This is a genomic window from Nocardia sp. NPDC051929, assembly GCF_044548645.1.
Lineage (GTDB): Bacteria > Actinomycetota > Actinomycetes > Mycobacteriales > Mycobacteriaceae > Nocardia > Nocardia sichangensis.
The window spans coordinates 186,836-203,702 of sequence record NZ_JBIUCG010000002.1 but is presented as its reverse complement, the minus strand read 5'-3'; the positions used below and the strand labels follow the sequence as shown (position 1 = coordinate 203,702).

General features: G+C 68.7%; 14 protein-coding genes and 1 riboswitch. Of the genes, 1 reads left to right on the top strand and 13 read right to left on the bottom strand.

Annotated elements, in window-relative coordinates; genetic code table 11:
* Positions 1-51: 51 nt before the first annotated feature.
* The 10 genes from ACIHAX_RS03055 to ACIHAX_RS03010 all read right to left on the bottom strand — a co-directional run bounded on the left by ACIHAX_RS03055 (position 52) and on the right by ACIHAX_RS03010 (position 10,382).
* Positions 52-2,181: a glycogen debranching N-terminal domain-containing protein gene (locus tag ACIHAX_RS03055; protein ID WP_379251500.1), complete on the bottom strand. Its 2,130-nt coding sequence runs from the start codon at positions 2,179-2,181 to the stop codon at positions 52-54.
* Complete coding sequence (locus ACIHAX_RS03050) at positions 2,178-3,371, bottom strand: glycosyltransferase family 4 protein (RefSeq protein ID WP_355070981.1); 1,194 nt, start codon at positions 3,369-3,371, stop codon at positions 2,178-2,180. The genes ACIHAX_RS03055 and ACIHAX_RS03050 overlap by 4 nt, the downstream gene beginning before the upstream one ends.
* A gap of 358 nt (positions 3,372-3,729) precedes the next feature.
* Entirely contained in the window at positions 3,730-5,256 is a 1,527-nt protein-coding gene (locus ACIHAX_RS03045) for a substrate-binding domain-containing protein (RefSeq protein WP_355069841.1), read from the bottom strand.
* A gap of 103 nt (positions 5,257-5,359) precedes the next feature.
* On the bottom strand, positions 5,360-6,397 hold the full coding sequence (locus ACIHAX_RS03040; protein WP_355070980.1) for a PHP domain-containing protein: 1,038 nt from the start codon (positions 6,395-6,397) through the stop codon (positions 5,360-5,362).
* Positions 6,398-6,428: 31 nt separating this feature from the next.
* Complete coding sequence (locus ACIHAX_RS03035) at positions 6,429-7,010, bottom strand: dihydrofolate reductase family protein (RefSeq protein WP_397275527.1); 582 nt, start codon at positions 7,008-7,010, stop codon at positions 6,429-6,431.
* A gap of 64 nt (positions 7,011-7,074) precedes the next feature.
* Positions 7,075-7,935: a bifunctional DNA-formamidopyrimidine glycosylase/DNA-(apurinic or apyrimidinic site) lyase gene (gene mutM / locus ACIHAX_RS03030; protein ID WP_355069838.1), complete on the bottom strand. Its 861-nt coding sequence runs from the start codon at positions 7,933-7,935 to the stop codon at positions 7,075-7,077.
* A 1-nt stretch (position 7,936) separates the two neighbouring features.
* The gene (rnc, locus tag ACIHAX_RS03025; protein WP_355069836.1) at positions 7,937-8,650 is read right to left on the bottom strand and encodes a ribonuclease III; all 714 of its coding nucleotides are present in this window, start codon (positions 8,648-8,650) and stop codon (positions 7,937-7,939) included.
* Positions 8,651-8,672: 22 nt separating this feature from the next.
* Complete coding sequence (rpmF, locus tag ACIHAX_RS03020; RefSeq protein WP_014987105.1) at positions 8,673-8,855, bottom strand: 50S ribosomal protein L32; 183 nt, start codon at positions 8,853-8,855, stop codon at positions 8,673-8,675.
* 53 nt (positions 8,856-8,908) lie between these two features.
* Complete coding sequence (locus tag ACIHAX_RS03015; RefSeq protein ID WP_355070978.1) at positions 8,909-9,538, bottom strand: DUF177 domain-containing protein; 630 nt, start codon at positions 9,536-9,538, stop codon at positions 8,909-8,911.
* A gap of 97 nt (positions 9,539-9,635) precedes the next feature.
* Positions 9,636-10,382: a DivIVA domain-containing protein gene (locus tag ACIHAX_RS03010; protein WP_356962422.1), complete on the bottom strand. Its 747-nt coding sequence runs from the start codon at positions 10,380-10,382 to the stop codon at positions 9,636-9,638.
* A gap of 381 nt (positions 10,383-10,763) precedes the next feature.
* Here ACIHAX_RS03010 and ACIHAX_RS03005 point away from each other — a divergent pair, with 381 nt between their 5' ends.
* A complete protein-coding gene (locus tag ACIHAX_RS03005; protein ID WP_355069834.1) occupies positions 10,764-11,282 on the top strand; it encodes a GtrA family protein in 519 nt (172 codons plus the stop codon).
* Between the two features lie 308 nt (positions 11,283-11,590).
* Here the strand turns inward: ACIHAX_RS03005 and coaD are convergent, their stop codons facing one another.
* Genes coaD through ACIHAX_RS02990 form a run of 3 tightly spaced genes read right to left on the bottom strand, consistent with a single transcriptional unit; the run spans position 11,591 to position 16,094 of the window.
* Complete coding sequence (gene coaD / locus ACIHAX_RS03000) at positions 11,591-12,076, bottom strand: pantetheine-phosphate adenylyltransferase (RefSeq protein WP_356961254.1); 486 nt, start codon at positions 12,074-12,076, stop codon at positions 11,591-11,593.
* A 53-nt stretch (positions 12,077-12,129) separates the two neighbouring features.
* A complete protein-coding gene (rsmD, locus tag ACIHAX_RS02995) occupies positions 12,130-12,693 on the bottom strand; it encodes a 16S rRNA (guanine(966)-N(2))-methyltransferase RsmD (RefSeq protein ID WP_355069831.1) in 564 nt (187 codons plus the stop codon).
* A complete protein-coding gene (locus ACIHAX_RS02990) occupies positions 12,690-16,094 on the bottom strand; it encodes a pyruvate carboxylase (protein ID WP_397275523.1) in 3,405 nt (1,134 codons plus the stop codon). Before ACIHAX_RS02990 ends, rsmD begins: the two co-directional genes overlap by 4 nt.
* Before the next feature lie 516 nt (positions 16,095-16,610).
* Positions 16,611-16,861, top strand: a riboswitch (cobalamin riboswitch).
* The last annotated feature ends 6 nt before the right edge of the window (positions 16,862-16,867 follow it).

Here is a 16,867-nt window from a genome sequence, read left to right as displayed (position 1 = left end):
GTCCTTATATCGGGGGCATACCCGCTCCCGACCCGCGGCAATCGGTGCGGGTCATCGGGTCACCAACCGCCAGTCGTCGGGCAAGCGCGCCGCGGTGATCTGCGCGCCTTCTGCCTCGAGGTCGACGGTGGTCGCACCGAGCCGCAGCGCGCGCAGCGACACCTTGCCCCACCGCGCGGGCAGCTGCGGTCGAACGGTGAGCGTCCTGGTCGGCGCGTCGGGATCGAGCCCGAGGAACGCGCGCACCAGCAACAGCGGCGCCGCGCTGGCCCACGCCTGTGGCGAGCAGGACGTCGGATACGGCACGGGCGTGGCGAATCGAGACCGAGGGAAGCCGCAGAACAGCTCCGGCAGGCGTCCGTCGAACACCGCGGCCGCGTCCAACAAGCCGGTGGCCAGCCGAGTGGCCAGCTCCACCGCGCCGGGAACGTGCCGGTAGCGCAGCAGCCCCGCCACCGCGATCGCCGTATCGTGCGGCCAGACCGAGCCGCAGTGATAGCTCATCGGATTGTAGGCGCCCATGTTCGACGCCAGCGTGCGCAACCCGAAGCCGGAATCCATCTCCGGGGCCGCCATCCGCGACACCAGCTCCGCCGCGTGCTCGTCGGTGGCGATGCCCGACCAGAGGCAGTGCGCTACATTGCTGGTCAGCGCGTCGACCTGGCGCTTGCCGCCGTCCAGCGCCACGGCATACCAGCCGCGATCGGGCAGCCAGAACTGTTCGGCGAACTTGACGCGCAACTCCGCGGCGCGTTCGCGTAGCTGGCCGGCCAGCCGCAAGTCGTCGAAAGCCTCCGCCAGTTCGGCCCTGGCCAGCAGCGCGGCGTGCACGTACCCTTGCACCTCGCACAGGGCGATGGGCGCTTCGGCGATATGGCCGGTGGCGTCGTTGATTCCGTCGAAGCTGTCCTTCCAGCCCTGGTTGACCAGGCCGCGATCGGTGGCGCGGCGGTACTCGACGAAGCCGTCGCCGTCCCGGTCGCCGTAGTCGGTGATCCAGTGCAGCGCGGCGTCGGCGGCGGGCAGCAGGTGCCGGATCGCCTCCGGGTCGGCGCCCCAGCGATGACATTCGGCCAGCAGCATCACGAACAGCGGTGTGGCGTCGGCAGTTCCGTAGTAGATGTGGCCGCCGAACACCTGTCCGCCCGCGGGGCCGCGGCGCATCTCGTGCATGATGCGGCCGGGTTCCTCCTCGGTGAGCGGATTCACGTCCTGCCCTTGCAGCTCCGCCAACTGTTGCAGCGTGCCCAGCGCGAGATCGATCTCCAGCGGCAGCGCCATCCACGCTGTGAGCAGGCTGTCGCGGCCGAACAGGGTCATGAACCACGGTGCGCCCGCGGCGACGAAAGGCCGCGCGTCGCCGGATTCGTCGTGCATCTGCAAGGCGCCCAAGTCGCTCTCGGTGCGGCGCAGCACCCGGGTGAGCGCCGGATCGGAGGCGGCGATGTCGGTGGCGGTGTCGCGCCACGCCTCGATCTTGCGGCCCGGCGCGCTGACGTTGTAGTGCTCGCCCGGCGAGATCGCCTGGAAACGCTGGTTGCCCACGGTCGGCTGGGCGATGATCTCGGCCTGCCAGCATTCGCCGACCGGCACGATCACCCGCCACAGCAGCGAACCGGGCATCACCTCGGGCTCCACGGTCGCCGAGATCGAGATGCCCCGGCTGCGGTCGGCGTGATCGTGCAGCACCAGTTCCCCGTCGGCGACCGTCACGTCCGCCCGCCCGTGTCCTGCGCGTCCTTCCTTCACCGCGAACAGGTCGACGAAGTCGGCGTCCACATGCAGTTCCAGCAGCACCGCGGTGGGCTCGCGGCCCATGTTCTCCAACGTGATCAGCTCGTGCATGCCGTCGGCCACGATCCGTTCGCGCACCACCAGCAACGTGCTGTCGGCCAGGCCCGCCTGCGGGGGCCTGCGCAACACGAACCTGGCGGCGAACGCCTCCGGACTGAGCACCGAAAGCGACTCGGCGGGTTTGCCGTTCACCAGCAACTCCCAGCGCGACAGCACGCGGGCGTCCCGGAAGAACAAGCCGTGCGGCTTACCCGGTTCGACGTCGCCGAGCCGATTGGACAGGCAGAAGGTGCCGCCTTCCACCAGGGTCACCGAGCCGCACCCCCCGAACCCGGTGGACTCACCGGAGTTCAGGGGGGCGGGGCTCACCGGTACGGAATCGGTCACGCCAAGCCGCTCGCCGCGATCCGGATCGGCGAGGCGGGCGCCGGGTCGTCGAGTGGCGTGGTCACGGCCGCCGCGGTATCGAGCGGCACCGCTCCGGACCGCTTCTTGGAGCGCAGGACCCGGCGATACACCTGCTCGTACCCGAAACCGAGCGTGTCGGAGCCGAACTTGGCCTGCACGTGCGCCCGGCAGGCGTACGGATCCAGCGCCCTGACCTCTTCGATGGCCGCGGGCAATTCGGCGGGATCCTCACAGATCCGGCCGGTTACGCCGTCGACGATCACCTCGGACACCGCCCCGCCGCGCAGCGCGACCACCGGCGTGCCACAGACCATGGATTCGATCATCACCATGCCGAACGGTTCCTCCCAGCGGATCGGGAACAACAGGCAACGCGCGTTCGCAAGCAGCTTACGCTTGGCCGTCGCGTCGGCGAGACCGAACACGTGATCGTTTTCCGTCAGCAGCGGTCGCACCTTCTCCTCGAAATAGGCCTGCTCGGGACGCTCGCTGCACTTGCCGGCCAGCACCAGCGGGATACCCGCGGCATGCGCGGCTTCCAGCGCCAAGTGCGGGGCCTTGCACTCGTTGAACCGCCCGAGGAACAGCGCGTAGTCGTCCTTCTCGACGCGGAACGGCCAATCGTCGACGTGCAGTGCGTTGTGCACCCGTCCGGACCAGTTGAGACCCTGCGCGAGCTCGCGCTGGCGGTCGCTGATCGCCACCAAGGCGACCTCGTCGCCCAGATCCTGGTAGTAGCGGTAGATATCGTCCTCCACCGGCCCGTGGACGGTCAGCACCGTCGGAAGGCCCATGTTCTGGAAGACGGTCGCGTTCAGCGGCCCCGCGAACGTGTGGTCGTGCACCAGGTCCACACCGGAAGTGGCCGCGAGGTTCTCGATCGCGCGGCGCACCCGCAACGCGTGCACGACCTCGGGAAACGGCTCTCCGAGGCGTTCGGGCAGCGCCCGGTCCCACACCGGCACGAACTTGGCCTTCGTCCCCGGCTCCCCCGCGCCCAACAGCGTGACGTCGTGGCCGCGAGCCACCAGCGCGTCGACCAGATCGGCCACCACGGCCTCGACGCCGCCGTATGCCTTGGGCGGGACGTCGAAGTACGGTGGCACGACCATCGCGATGCGAAACGGGCCGCTGGAACGATCTGTCGACAGGTAGTCGGACGACGGCATCTCCAGATCGGACGACGCCTGCGCGGAAATCGGCACGGAAAGCGCGCTCATGACCCTCCTTCCAGGGACAACCAAGTAGCACTCGCATTCACCCAGCACTCGGAGTACCGGGCGCCGAACTGAACTAAGTGGCCCCCGCGGCGGAGGTGAAGACCTAGCTGCACCGCCGTCCATGGGGCTTGGTTGGCCTGGTCACGCGGTCGGCATGATCAGGGGGGCCGAGTGGGAGGTACCTCAGGGGGTGCCGTTCAAACCAAACAGTTCGGGAAAAATCCCCTCCCGCAGCGTTCGTTCGGCTACCGATGGGTAGTCCGGTGGCCCCGCGTTGTCCGCCGGACCATGGGAACGACGTCCGGGGTCACTGATCCGGCAGGCAGCGACCGGGATCGGGCAGGTCGGCACACGGCGCGTTGCCGTGCGCGCGCAGCACCTCTTTGCCGGTCTGATCGGTCAGGAAGTGCAGGAAGCTCGCGGCGAGCGACCCACCGGGCAACTCGCCGTTGCTGTAGGCGTACTCGACGCCCCACAAGGGATAGGCGCGCCGCACGGCGGCGTCCCGGCTCGCGCCGACGCCCTCGATCGCGATGGTCGGCAGTCCGGCTCCGACGGCCTCGGAGAATTCCGAATAGCCGATGGCCCCTGGTATTTCGGCCACCGCTTTGCGCATGTCGGCGGTGACCTGCACCTCGCACTGCGCGGGCGCGGTGACGACCGTGCCCTTCAACGCCGTGCAGCTCACGTGCGGGCGCTCCGGCTGCGTGCCGCCGAGCAGCCTGCGTTCGAAGATGGTGCGCGTGCCCGAGCCTGGTATGCGGTTGACCAGCACCACCGGCAAGTCCGGACCGCCCACCTCGCGCCAGTTGCCGATCCTGCCCCGGAACAGATCCTGGATCTGGGCGGCGGTGAGGTCGCGGACGCCGACGCCGGGATGCGCGATCATGGTGAACAGCGACAACGCCAACGGCCGGTGCACCAGTGTCGGATAGCCGCCGCCCTTCGCACCGTCGGTGACGGCGAGCAACCCGGGATTGCCCGCGCCTTCTTCGGCGAGCCGGTCCAGTCCGCGCTCGGATCCTTCGAAGCCGTAGGTGAAATCGGCGCCGACGCAACTCTTCCGATACTGCTCGGCGGCGTCTTCGATCACCTGGGCGAACGCCGAAGACCCGATCACGGTCAGTTTGCCGGAGGCGCACTCCAGCGGCGTCGGCGACGGCTCCAGTGCGGACACCACCAACTGGACGACGATCACCAGCACCAAGAAGACCGTGAGCGCGACCATCATCAGGGAAACGCCGGTACGGCTGCGGGTCTCGGTGATCCGCCCGCCTTTGATGCCGCCGCGCAACGCCGGCGGCGGGTATTCGCCCACGCCCTCCGAACGCTGCAGGATCGCCAGAATCTTGTAGTGATCGCCGGGGGCGAGCGGCACCTTCGGCAGGTCGATCACGCCGATGTGCCCGCCGGTGTCCTCGCGCACCGCGATGCCGGAATCGGCGTCGAGGTTGTCGGCCAACGCGGGATCGCTGAGTTCGTTCACCGCCATGCCGATCACGCGGCGCTGCGGAAAACGCAGATGCAGGCCGATCCGCGCGGCTTCCGGCGCTTTGTAGTCGTGGCTGTCGATGGTCGTGATGCCGCTGTTCTCGACGCGCACCAGAACGACCGAGATGTCCTTCAGGTCCGGACTGGCGCCGTCGAGTGAGGGGCGCAGTTGCGGGAGCACACCGGGAAACACCGATTCGATCTCACCGGTGACCGGCGTATCCATCTGCACCCGATAGCCCAAGCGCCTTCGGCCGGCGAAGACGAACTCCCACAGGAACGCGCCGATGGGCACCGCGATACCGATGAGCGCGAGTACGATTTCGAGCGGAAAGTCGCCCACCAGTTGATCCCACCCCTAGCGATTCGTGTGACCCTTATTCTGTGCCGCAATAGCCTTCGGACACAGGCGAAGTCGTATTGTTCGGTACAAGTTAACCCGGCGGTCACGCTTGCGCGCGAGTCCACGCCAGCAGATCCGCCAGCGGCCAGGTATTGATCACACGTTCCGCCGCGACGCCGTTCGCGAGCGCGCGCTCGCAACCGTACCCCTGCCAGTCGAGCTGGCCGGGTGCGTGCGCGTCGGTGTCGATCGAGAAGTGACAACCCATCTCAGCGGCCAGGCGCAGCAATCGCGAAGGCGGATCCAGTCGTTCGGGCCTGCTGTTGATCTCCACGGCGGTGCCGTAGGTGCGGCACGCCTCGAACACCACCTCGGCGTCGAACGTCGACTCCGGCCTGGTGCCGCGTCCCCCCGTGACCAGGCGGCCGGTGCAGTGACCGAGCACGTCGACGTTGGGATCGGCGACCGCGTACGCCATGCGCTTGGTCATGGTCGCGCTGTCGTCACGCAGACGCGAGTGCACGCTGGCCACGACCACATCCAACCGGGCGAGCAGATCCGCCTGCTGATCGAGGGTGCCGTCGTCGAGGATGTCCACCTCGATGCCGGTGAGGATGCGGAACGGCGCCATCCGGTCGTTGAGCTCGGCCACCACGTCCAGCTGCCTGCGCAACCGGTCGGCGGACAGGCCGTTGGCCACGGTCAGGCGCGGGGAATGGTCGGTCAGGGCGCAGTATTCGTGCCCGAGCGCCGCCGCGACTCGCATCATCTCCTCGATCGGGCTGCCGCCGTCGGACCAGTTCGAGTGGGTGTGCAGATCGCCGCGCAGCAGCTCGCGCAACGGCTTGCCCGGCGCCCCGATCGGCTGCGCGGCCGCCCGCAACTCGCTCAGGTACCGCGGCACCACGCCCGCGTACGCCTGCTCGATGACGGCGGCGGTCTTGGGCCCGATGCCGGCCAGCTCGGTCCAAGTGCCTGCCGCCCGGCGCGCCTCGCGCTCGTCGGCGGACAACTCCGCGACGACGTCGGCGGCGCGCCGGTAGGCCTTCACCCGGTGGGTCTCCGCCCGGGAGCGCTCCAGCCAGAAGCCGATCTCTCGCAGCGCCGCCTCCGGACCGGGCGCCGCGGCGGCGTCCGGCATCCCGCTCGATTCCTCCTGACCGGGCACCGGGTCAGTGCACCCGGCTGTATTTGACGAAGGCCACCCCGTCCTCGAACACCGTGCTGGTGATCACCCGGAACTTGGCCGGTTCCGGCAGCCGCGACCCGGCGCCGAACAGCGCACGGCCGCTCCCGAGCACGATCGGGTAGAGCTTGAGGAAGATCTGGTCGATCTCCGGCAGCAGCGCCTGCGCCAGTTCCCCGCCGCCGCACAACCAGATACCCAGCCCGCTCTCCCGCTTGAGCGTGCGAACCTTCTCGATCGGGTTCTCCGAGATCAGCTCCACGGCCGCGTCGGGACTCTCGGGCAGGGTGGTCGAGACCACGAATTGCCGCAGATGCGCGTAGGGAGTGGAGGTGCCGGTGCGGACGCCGAAGTCGTGCGTCTTGCGTCCCATCAGCACCGTGTCGAAGTAGCGATTGCGCTCCTCCAACCCGATCGCCTCGCGCACCTTGGTCGGCAGCGTCTCGGGATACTGCGCGTTGATCGAGGGACCGTGGTCGCCGCCGACCGGGAAGAAGTCGACCGAGCCGTCCTCGGTGGCGATGAAACCGTCGATCGTCGACGCGACGTAATAGGTGAGCTTGCGCATGCTTCCCTTCCTCACGGTCGGCTGACATTCCGAACCGCCCTGAGGAAACGGTAGCTCGCCCGCGCTAACGACGACGAGGCTTCGGCTGGCAGCGCGGGCAGGAGTAGGACGAGCGGTTCATGAACCGCTCGCGGATGATCGGCGCACCACACCGGCGACACGGCTCGTGCTCCCGACCGTATACGGCCAGGGAGCGTTCGAAGTAGCCCGACTGGCCGTTGACGTTCACATAGAGCGCGTCGAACGACGTACCGCCCGCGGCGAGCGCTTCGCTCATCACAATGCCGACTTCGGCGAGCAACCCGCGCACCGCGGGTCTGGACAGCCCGGAGGCGGTCCGTCCCCCGTGGATCTCGGCCCGCCACAGCGCCTCGTCGGCGTAGATGTTGCCGATGCCGGAGACCACGCCTTGGTCGAGCAGCACGCGTTTGATCTCACTCTGCTTGCCCCGGATGACGGCGACCACGGATTCGACGTCGAAACGCGGATCCAGCGGATCGCGAGCGATGTGCGCGACCGGCTCGGGCACCAGGGTGCCGTCCACCTCGACCAGCGGCGCGAGCGCCCAGCCGCCGAAGGTGCGCTGGTCGACGAAGCGCAGCTGGGTGCCGTCGCCGAAGGTGGCGCGGATGTGGGCGTGCTTCTCCAGCGGCGCTTCCGCGGGCTGGACCAGCATCTGACCGCTCATGCCGAGATGCACGACGAGCGCCGCCTCCGGATCGTCGAAGGTGAGCCAGAGGAATTTGCCGCGCCGCTCGGCCGACTCGACCTTCAGGCCGGTCAGCCGTGCGGCGAGATCGGCGGCGCCTTCGAGATGGCGGCGCACCGAGCGGGGATGGGTGATCGCCACCGATTCGATCATCCGGCCGACCACGTGCTCGGCGAGCCCGCGCCGCACGACCTCGACCTCGGGAAGTTCGGGCACGTCAGGTTTCGGCGGTCAGCGCCTCGTAGGCGGCCCCCGCGGCCTTCTGCTCGGCTTCCTTCTTCGACCGTCCGACGCCCTGCCCGTAGGCCCGGCCGCCGATCACCGTGGTGGCGGTGAATTCCTTGTCGTGGTCCGGCCCGGTCGAGGTGATCTCGTAGCTGGGCACGCCGAGACCACGCTCGGCGGTGAGTTCCTGCAGGCTCGTCTTCCAGTCCAGGCCCGCGCCCATCCGCGGTCCGCGCTCGAGCAGCTCGGCGAACAGCCGCAGCACCACGGCGCGAGCCACCTCGATGCCGTGCTCCAGATGCACGGCGCCGAGCAACGACTCCATACCGTCGGCGAGGATGCTCTCCTTGTCCCGGCCGCCGGTGAGCTCCTCGCCCTTGCCGAGCAGCAGGTGGGCACCGAGCCCGCCCTCGCCGAGCCCGCGGGCGACCTCCGCCAGCGCGCGCATGTTCACCACGCTCGCGCGCAGTTTGGCCAGCTCACCCTCGGACTTCGAGGGATGCTCGTGATACAGCCGTTCGGTGATGCTCAGCCCGAGCACGGAGTCGCCGAGGAACTCGAGACGCTCGTTCGTCGGCAGACCGCCGTTCTCGTACGCGTACGACCGATGAGTCAGTGCGAGACGCAGCAGATCCGGCTGCACGTCGACGCCCAACGCGGCGAGCAGGCTCGCGTGTTCACCGGACGAGTCGGGTTCGTCGGTCACGTCGCTACGACAGATCGGACGATCAGACCGCCGCCGTGACCTGGCGGCCCTTGTAGGTACCGCAGGACGGGCAGGCGATGTGCGGCAGGGTCTTCTCGCCGCAGGCGCGGTTCGGGCAGGTGATCAGGGTCGGCGCGGTGGCCTTCCACTGGCTGCGCCGCGACCTGGTGTTGGAACGGGACATCCGGCGCTTGGGAACGGCCACGACTACTTCTCCTCTGTCTTAATTGCTCTGCCGGTTCGGCTGATCGGTCTTGCTCAGTGGTCTCGGTCGGCCGCACCCTCGTCGGGGCTGCCGCTGCCGGGCGATTCGGAGGCGAATCTGGCCAGTCCGGCCCAGCGAGGGTCAAGTATCTCATGCCGGTGGTCGGATCCCGCAATCGCCATCCGTACGCCGCATTCCGGGCACAGTCCCGCGCAATCCGGGGTGCACAGCGGTTGCAGCGGCAACTCCAGCCCGACGGCGTCGATCACCACCGGTTCCAGATCGATGAGGTCGTCGTCCATGCGATAGATCTCGTCGTCCTCGGTGGTCTGCTCGGTGGTGCTGTCCGGATAGGCGAACAGCTCGGTCAGCCGCAGGGTGACCGAGTCGGTGAACGGCTCCAGGCAGCGCGAGCACTCACCTTCGATCGGCGCCTCGACCGTCCCGGTGACCAGCACTCCCTCGGACACCGCCTGCAACTGCAGATCCAATTCCACCTGCGCACCCACCGGAACGCCGATCAGATCCAGACCGATCCGCTCCTCGGTGGTGACGGTACGGCGCAGCTCGCGCATGGTCCCCGGCCTGCGGCCGAGGCTGCGGGTGTCCAGCACGAAAGCGGCGTCCGGCGACCGGCGCTTGGCCGATCGGGGACGCGACGCGGAACCGGAACCGGCGGACATCACGGACTCACTCACGATCGAGGGGATACGGGCAACCACTCAACAATACGCGATCACGCGGTTCACGCCCAAACGCGGCCCATCGCGCTCGGGGCCGCTACCTGCGGAATTCCGTGGCGTAGTCGGGTGCGCCCGCCCCACTGCGCAGTTGATGGCGCCCCCGCCCGACCGTGCGCAGCGTGCTGGTCAGCGTCTCCTCGAAATCGGCGAGCCGGGAGTCGACGTAGTGGTCGCACTCCTCGCGCAGGCGATCCGCCTCGGCATGCGCGGCGTCGATCACCCTGGCCGATTCGGCGTGCGCGGCCCGCACCACCTCGGTCTGCGTGACCAGCCGCTCCTGCTCGGCGAGCCCGTCGGCGACGGAGCGGTCGTAGGCGGCCTTGCCCGCATCGATCATCCGCTCCGACTCGGCCCGCGCCCGGCCGGTCACCGCCTCGTATTCGGCGTTGCCGTCGGCCACCACCCGATCGGCCGCCTCCTGAGCGGAGGCCACCAGGTGATCGGCGTGCGCGCTCGCCTCGGCGACCATCCGATCGGCATGCGCCTTGGCGTCGGCGAGGATGCGGTCGGCTTCCTCGCGCGCCGCGCCGATGGTGCGCTCGGCCTGCTCGTTCGCCCCGGTCACGGCGGTCTCGGCCGCGGTCCTGGCATCGGAGACGATCTTGTCGCGATGGTCGAGCACGTCCTGTGCGTCGTCGAGTTCGCCGGGCAGCGCGTCGCGGACGTCGTCGAGTAATTCCAGCACGTCGCCGCGCGGCACGATGCAACTGCGGGTCGGGGGGATGCCGCGCGCCTCTTCGACGATGGCGACCAGTTCATCGAGCGCTTCGAAAACGCGATACATGCTCACTACCCTCCTGCGGACTCACGGCGAAATCTCCGCCGACGCCCAGTGTGCCCCTCGTCACGGCTCGTGCCGAGTCCCTTTCCGGTGTGTCGTGCCAGTGTCTCGCACGCCACAAAATCAAGTGGAGACCTCCTCTCCGCTTCGTGTTACATTTTCTTGGAAGGTCGACCAAGATCTTCAGCACCTACCGCGTTCCCTGGATCGCGGACAAGGAAGCCGGAGGTAAGGACAACCCGCCGTCGAATGTTGACAGGCGCCGACACGTCAGCGATTGCCGAATATGCGCTACGAACGGAACCTGCCAAGAGTCGACGGGGGAAGCATGCGAGCACTCTCGCCGTTGTCCCTGCCGAGGGCTTGTGTTCGATCGGAAAGACGATGACCTTACTGGAACTGCCGCGACCCGGAGGAGTGAGCGCCACCAGCTTCTTCGTGCCGTGGGCCGGCCCCTATCCGGCACTGCCGAGGACCTCGGTGGCGACCGGGCTCGGCCGGCTCGCCCGGTACCTGCGCGGCGATCGAGCCTTCGCTCAGCTGATCCGATTCGCGCTGGTCGGCGGCTCCAGCAATATCGCGTACGTCCTGTTGTTCTTCGCCATGCACGGCGTCGGACCGCTGATCGCCAACGTCGTGGGCTCGATCGTCAGCACCGTGATCGCCAACGAGCTGCACCGTCAGCTCACCTTCCACGCCGCGGAACGGGTCGGCTGGTTCACCGCGCAATGGGAAGGCGGCGGGCTCGCGTTGGTCGGACTCGGCGTCACCACCGCGGGGCTGGCCGCCCTTGGTCTGTGGGCTCCCGGCCTCGGGGACACCGCCCAGGCCGTCGCGATCCTGGCGATCACCGCTGTGGTCGGCGGCATGCGCTTCCTGGCCCTACGTGGTCTGGTGTTCTAGGCTGCCCGCCCGCCTCGCTGCCCGCCTCTCCGAGTATTCAGGCCTTACCAGTAAGTGGGACGTGAGTTGCGTTCAGATCTTGCGTTGGGTGCCGGTGGGGTTTGGGCGTTCCCCGGGAGTTACCCAAATTCTCGCGTGATCAGTGGTTGCTTTGGCGAACCCGACAGGGTGGTGAACCACCCGGTCGGGTCGGCAGGTGTGAAGGCTCCGTGGCTTTTCCGTAGAGGGTCCGTTGTTCGCCACCGCGTCAGCGTTCTAGCAGGTTTGCGATGAAGGCGAGATCACCTGCGGATTCGCGGCCTGGTTGGTCAGTTCTTGCGTTCGGCCAGGCGGTCGAGGAGGCGCTTGTGCACCGAGGGGGGCAGCATGTCGGCGACGTCGCCGCCGTAGGCGGCGACCTCCTTGACCAGTGAGCTGGACAGGAAGCTGAACGACGGGTTGGTGGCTATGAAGAAGGTGTCCACGCCGGAGAGCTTCTTGTTCATCTGCGCCATCTGCAGTTCATAGCCGAAGTCGCCCGCGTCGCGCAGACCCTTCACGATGGCGGTGATGCCCTGCTCGCGGGCGAAGTCCACCAGCAGCCCCTGCCACGACTCCACCCGGACGTTGCCCAGGTGCGCGGTCGACTCGCGCAGCATCTCGATGCGCTCGTCGACGGTGAACATGCCCTGCTTCTTCGGGTTGATCATGACGGTGATGACGACCTCGTCGAACTGGGCCGCCGCCCGGGTGAAAACGTCGAGGTGTCCGTAGGTCACGGGGTCGAACGACCCGGGGCACAGTGCTCCTGCCATGAGGCGACGCTAGCAGGACGCACGCGGCCGGGCACGGGTGGCCGCACGCGCGCCTATTCGTCCGGATCGAACTCCGCCAGCTCGATGCGGGTTTCGCCGTACCGGCGCGACTTGGCCGGGACGAAGCCTGCGGGCCAGGCGGTTTCGGGGGAACGCGCCGAACGCTCCAGCACGACCACCGCCCCTGGGCGCAGCCAACCGCGCTCGGCCAGCGCGCTCAGGTCGGCCAGCACCGCGGCGTTGTCCACCGCGTACGGCGGGTCCGAGAAGACCACGTCGAAGCCGCCCGCCTCGCCCAGTTGCAGCACACTGGCCACCGTCGCGACCCGCAATTCGGCGCCGGGCAGCCCGAGGTCGGCGATATTGCCGCGAACAACGGCCGCCGCCTTCCGGTCGGATTCGACGAGCAAAGCGTGCTCGGCGCCACGCGACAGCGCCTCCAGCCCGAGTGCGCCGGAACCCGCGTACAAGTCGAGGACGCGCGCGCCCGCGAAGTCCAACCGGGCGTCCAACGCGCTGAACAGCGCCTCCCGGACGCGATCGGAGGTCGGGCGGGTGCCGGACGGCGGCACCCGGAGGCGCCGTCCGCCCGCCGCGCCCGCGACGATCCTCGTCATCCGGCGGACGACTCCCGCACCGCCAGTTCGATGAGCAGGTCACCGCCCTCGACCTGCTGCACGGAGCCGATGGCGACGCGGCCGACGATGCCCGCGCGTGGCGCGGTGATCGCGGCTTCCATCTTCATGGCCTCGATGGTGCCGATGGTGTCGCCCGCCGCGACCGAATCGCCTTCGGAGACCGCGAGAGTGACGACACCGGCGAACGGCGCCGCGATGTGGCCTGGGTTGGCCTTGTCGGCTTTCTCCGCCGCGGGGATCTCGCTGGCGATCGATCGGTCACGCACCGAGACCGGCCGCAGCTGCCCGTTCAAGATGCACATCACCGTGCGCATACCGCGCTCGTCGGGCTCGGAGATCGCTTCCAGGCCGATGAGCAAGGTGACTCCCTTCTCCAACTGCACCCGGTGTTCCTCGCCGCGGCGCAGCCCGTAGAAGAACTGGTTGGCCGACAACCCGGAGGTATCGCCGTACTTCTCCCGGTGGGCGAGGAATTCGGCGGTGGGGCCGGGGAACAGCAACCGGTTCAACGTCGCCCGGCGCTCCTCGGAGCTGCCGGACAGGCCCTTCTCGTCCGCGGGCGTCAACGGTGTCTCGGGCTTGGCCGCGCCGCGCCCGGCCAGAGCCTTGGTGCGGAACGGTTCGGGCCAGCCGCCGGCGGGTGTGCCGAGTTCACCGCGCAGGAAACCGATCACCGAATCCGGGATGTCGTAGCGACCCGGGTCGGAGGCGAAATCCTCGACCTCGACACCGGTGCCGACCAACGCCAGCGCCAGGTCACCGACGACCTTCGAGGACGGGGTGACCTTCACCAAGCGGCCGAGCAGCCGGTCGGCGGCGGCGTACTTCGCCTCCACCTCCTCGAACCTGTCACCCAACCCGAGCGCGATGGCCTGCTGACGCAGGTTCGACAACTGCCCGCCGGGGATCTCGTGGGTGTAGACGCGACCGGTGGGTGCGGGCAGCCCGGACTCGAACGGGGCGTACACCTTCCGCAGCGCCTCCCAGTACGGTTCCAGGTCGCACACGTTCTGCAGGTTCAACCCGGTGTCGTACTCGCTGTGCGCCGCCGCGGCGACGATCGCCGAGAGCGCGGGCTGGCTGGTGGTGCCCGCCATCGCGGCGCTCGCCCCGTCCACGGCGTCGGCGCCGGCCTGCCACGCGGCCAGATAAGTGGCCAGCTGCCCGCCCGGGGTGTCGTGGGTGTGCACGTGCACCGGCAGATCGAAATTGCTGCGCAACGCGGTGACCAGTGTGGTCGCGGCCGGGGCGCGCAGCAGACCCGCCATGTCCTTGATCGCGAGCACGTGCGCGCCCGCGTCGACGATCTGCTCGGCCAGCTTCAGGTAGTAGTCCAGGGTGTAGAGCGACTCGTCCGGATTCGACAGATCCCCGGTGTAGCTGATCGCGACCTCCGCGATCGCGGTACCGGTCTCGCGGACCGCATCGATGGCCGGACGCATCTGGTCGACATTGTTGAGCGCGTCGAAGATACGGAAGATGTCGATACCCGTGGCGGTCGCCTCCGAGACGAACGCGCGGGTCACCGCCTCCGGATACGGGGTGTAGCCGACGGTGTTACGGCCGCGCAGCAGCATCTGCAGGCAGATGTTCGGGATCGCCTCGCGCAACGCCGCCAGCCGCTCCCACGGGTCCTCGTACAGGAACCGCAGCCCCACGTCGTAGGTCGCTCCGCCCCACGCCTCGATCGACAGCAACTCCGGAGTCAATCGCGCCACATGCCCCGCCACGCCCAGCAGACCGTTGGTGCGCACCCGGGTGGCCAGCAGCGATTGGTGTGCGTCGCGGAAGGTGGTGTCGGTGACGCCGACCGCCTTCTGCTCACGCAACGCCCGCGCGAAACCCTCCGGACCCAGCCGCAGCAGCCGCTGCCGCGAGCCGTCCGGCGGCGGCACGCTCAGATCGATCGCGGGCAACTTGTCGTGCGGGTACACCGTGGTCGGCCGATCGCCGTGCGGCTTGTTCACCGTGACGTCGGCCAGGTAGTCGAGGATCTTGGTGCCGCGGTCCGCGGACCGGCGCAGGGTCAGCAGCTGCGGACGCTCGTCGATGAACGAGGTGGTGACCCGGCCCGCCTTGAAGTCCGGATCGTCCAGCACCGCCAGCAGGAAGGGAATGTTCGTGGCGACGCCGCGAATCCGGAACTCGGCCAGCGCCCGGCTCGCCCGCGCCACCGCCGTATCGAAGTCACGGCCCCGGCAGGTGAGCTTGACCAGCATGGAGTCGAAGTAGGCGCCGATCTCGGCGCCCAGGTTCGCGCCGCCATCTAGGCGGATGCCCGCGCCGCCGGGTGTGCGGTAGGCGGTGATCCGGCCGGTGTCGGGACGGAATCCGTTGGCCGGGTCCTCGGTGGTGATCCGGCATTGCAAAGCCGCGCCCCGGATGGTCACGGCGTCCTGGCTGAGACCCAATTGCTCGAGCGTCTCCCCCGCCGCGATGCGCAGCTGCGACTGCACCAGGTCCACGTCGGTGATCTCCTCGGTCACCGTGTGCTCCACCTGGATGCGCGGGTTCATCTCGATGAAGACGTGGTTGCCGCGCTCGTCGAGCAGGAACTCCACGGTGCCCGCGCACGAGTAGCCGATCTGCCGGGCGAAGGCGACCGCGTCGGCGCAGATCCGTTCCCGCAGTGCGGGGTCCAGATTGGGTGCCGGTGCCAGCTCGATCACCTTCTGGTGGCGGCGCTGCACCGAGCAGTCCCGCTCGAACAGGTGCATCACGTTCCCGTGCTGATCAGCCAGGATCTGCACCTCGATGTGGCGGGGGTTCACCACCGCCTGTTCCAGGAACACCGTCGGGTCGCCGAACGCCGACTCCGCCTCCCTGGAGGCCGCCTCGATCGACTCGCGCAGCTGTTCGGGCGCGGCGACCCGGCGCATCCCGCGCCCTCCGCCGCCGGCCACCGCCTTCACGAAGATGGGGTATTCCAGCCCCCGTGCCGCGGCCAGCAGCTCCTCCACGTCCGACGACGGTGCGCTCGAACGCAACACCGGCAGCCCGGCAGCCTTGGCCGCCGCGATCGCCCGCGCCTTGTTACCCGCCAGTTCGAGCACCTCGGCCGACGGTCCGATGAAGGTGATGCCCTCGCGGGCGCATGCCGCCGCCAGATCCGGGTTCTCCGACAAGAACCCGTACCCCGGGTAGATCGCGTCCGCGCCCGCCGACTTGGCCGCCTCGATGATCGCCTCGATCGACAGGTAGGCCCGCACCGGATGGCCGGGCTCGCCGATCTGGTACGACTCCGCCGCCTTCAGCCGATGGACCGAATTGCGGTCCTCGTAGGGAAACACGGCGACCGTCCCGATGCCGAGTTCGTAGGCCGCACGGAAGGCGCGGATGGCGATCTCGCCACGGTTGGCAACCAAGACTTTCGAGAACATTGACCCAAGGTACCCGGCCGCGTGAACCGCACCGACACGGAATCCCCCTTCGCAAACCTTTTCACAAGACCGACTAGCACGGTTGCGAAGTTGCGTTCACAGCGCCGACACATGAGCGGTGCGGCAGCAACCGGTGTGCTGTCCCGAGGCCGGGTTCGGTTCGGGTCCGGCGGCGGAGGCCGCCGAGCAGCCGTCCCGGTGGTCGATCCCGGCATCGAGCCGCGCTCCCCTGGCACGAGTTCGCGCTCTCGGACCAGGCGAACCACGCATGCGACGAGTTCGGAAAGGTGAATCCCGGGTGACCCGGCGGTCTGGTAGCCGGTCGAGAGCAGATCCGGGACCGCATGGGCGGCCCGGCCGATAGCCGGAACGGAAGCAGGTGCGGAATCGGTTCGCGATGAGCGGTGCGGGCAAATGCCGGTGTGATCCCTCGCGGTGTGCTCGCTCGGACGCGTCCTATGCTGAGTGGGCAGCTGGTTCACCGCAGCACGACGAGATGGAGCCCCGACGTCGCGCCACGGAGTCGAGCCCGCCGGTACGGCGACGTCACGGCGGGTGAGAGGGAACCCGGTGGGAATCCGGGACTGTCCCGCAGCGGTATGCAGGAACGACCGCCGTCACCAGGCACTGAGTTCAGCGATCCGGAAGGTTCGGCGACTTGGGAAGCGACGGCCAGTAGGTCGGCCATCGGGAGCACTCCGGCGTATGCCGGCCCGCACGGCCGGTGCCCGCGAGTCCGAAGACCTGCCAGCCGTGCCGGGTACGCCGTACCC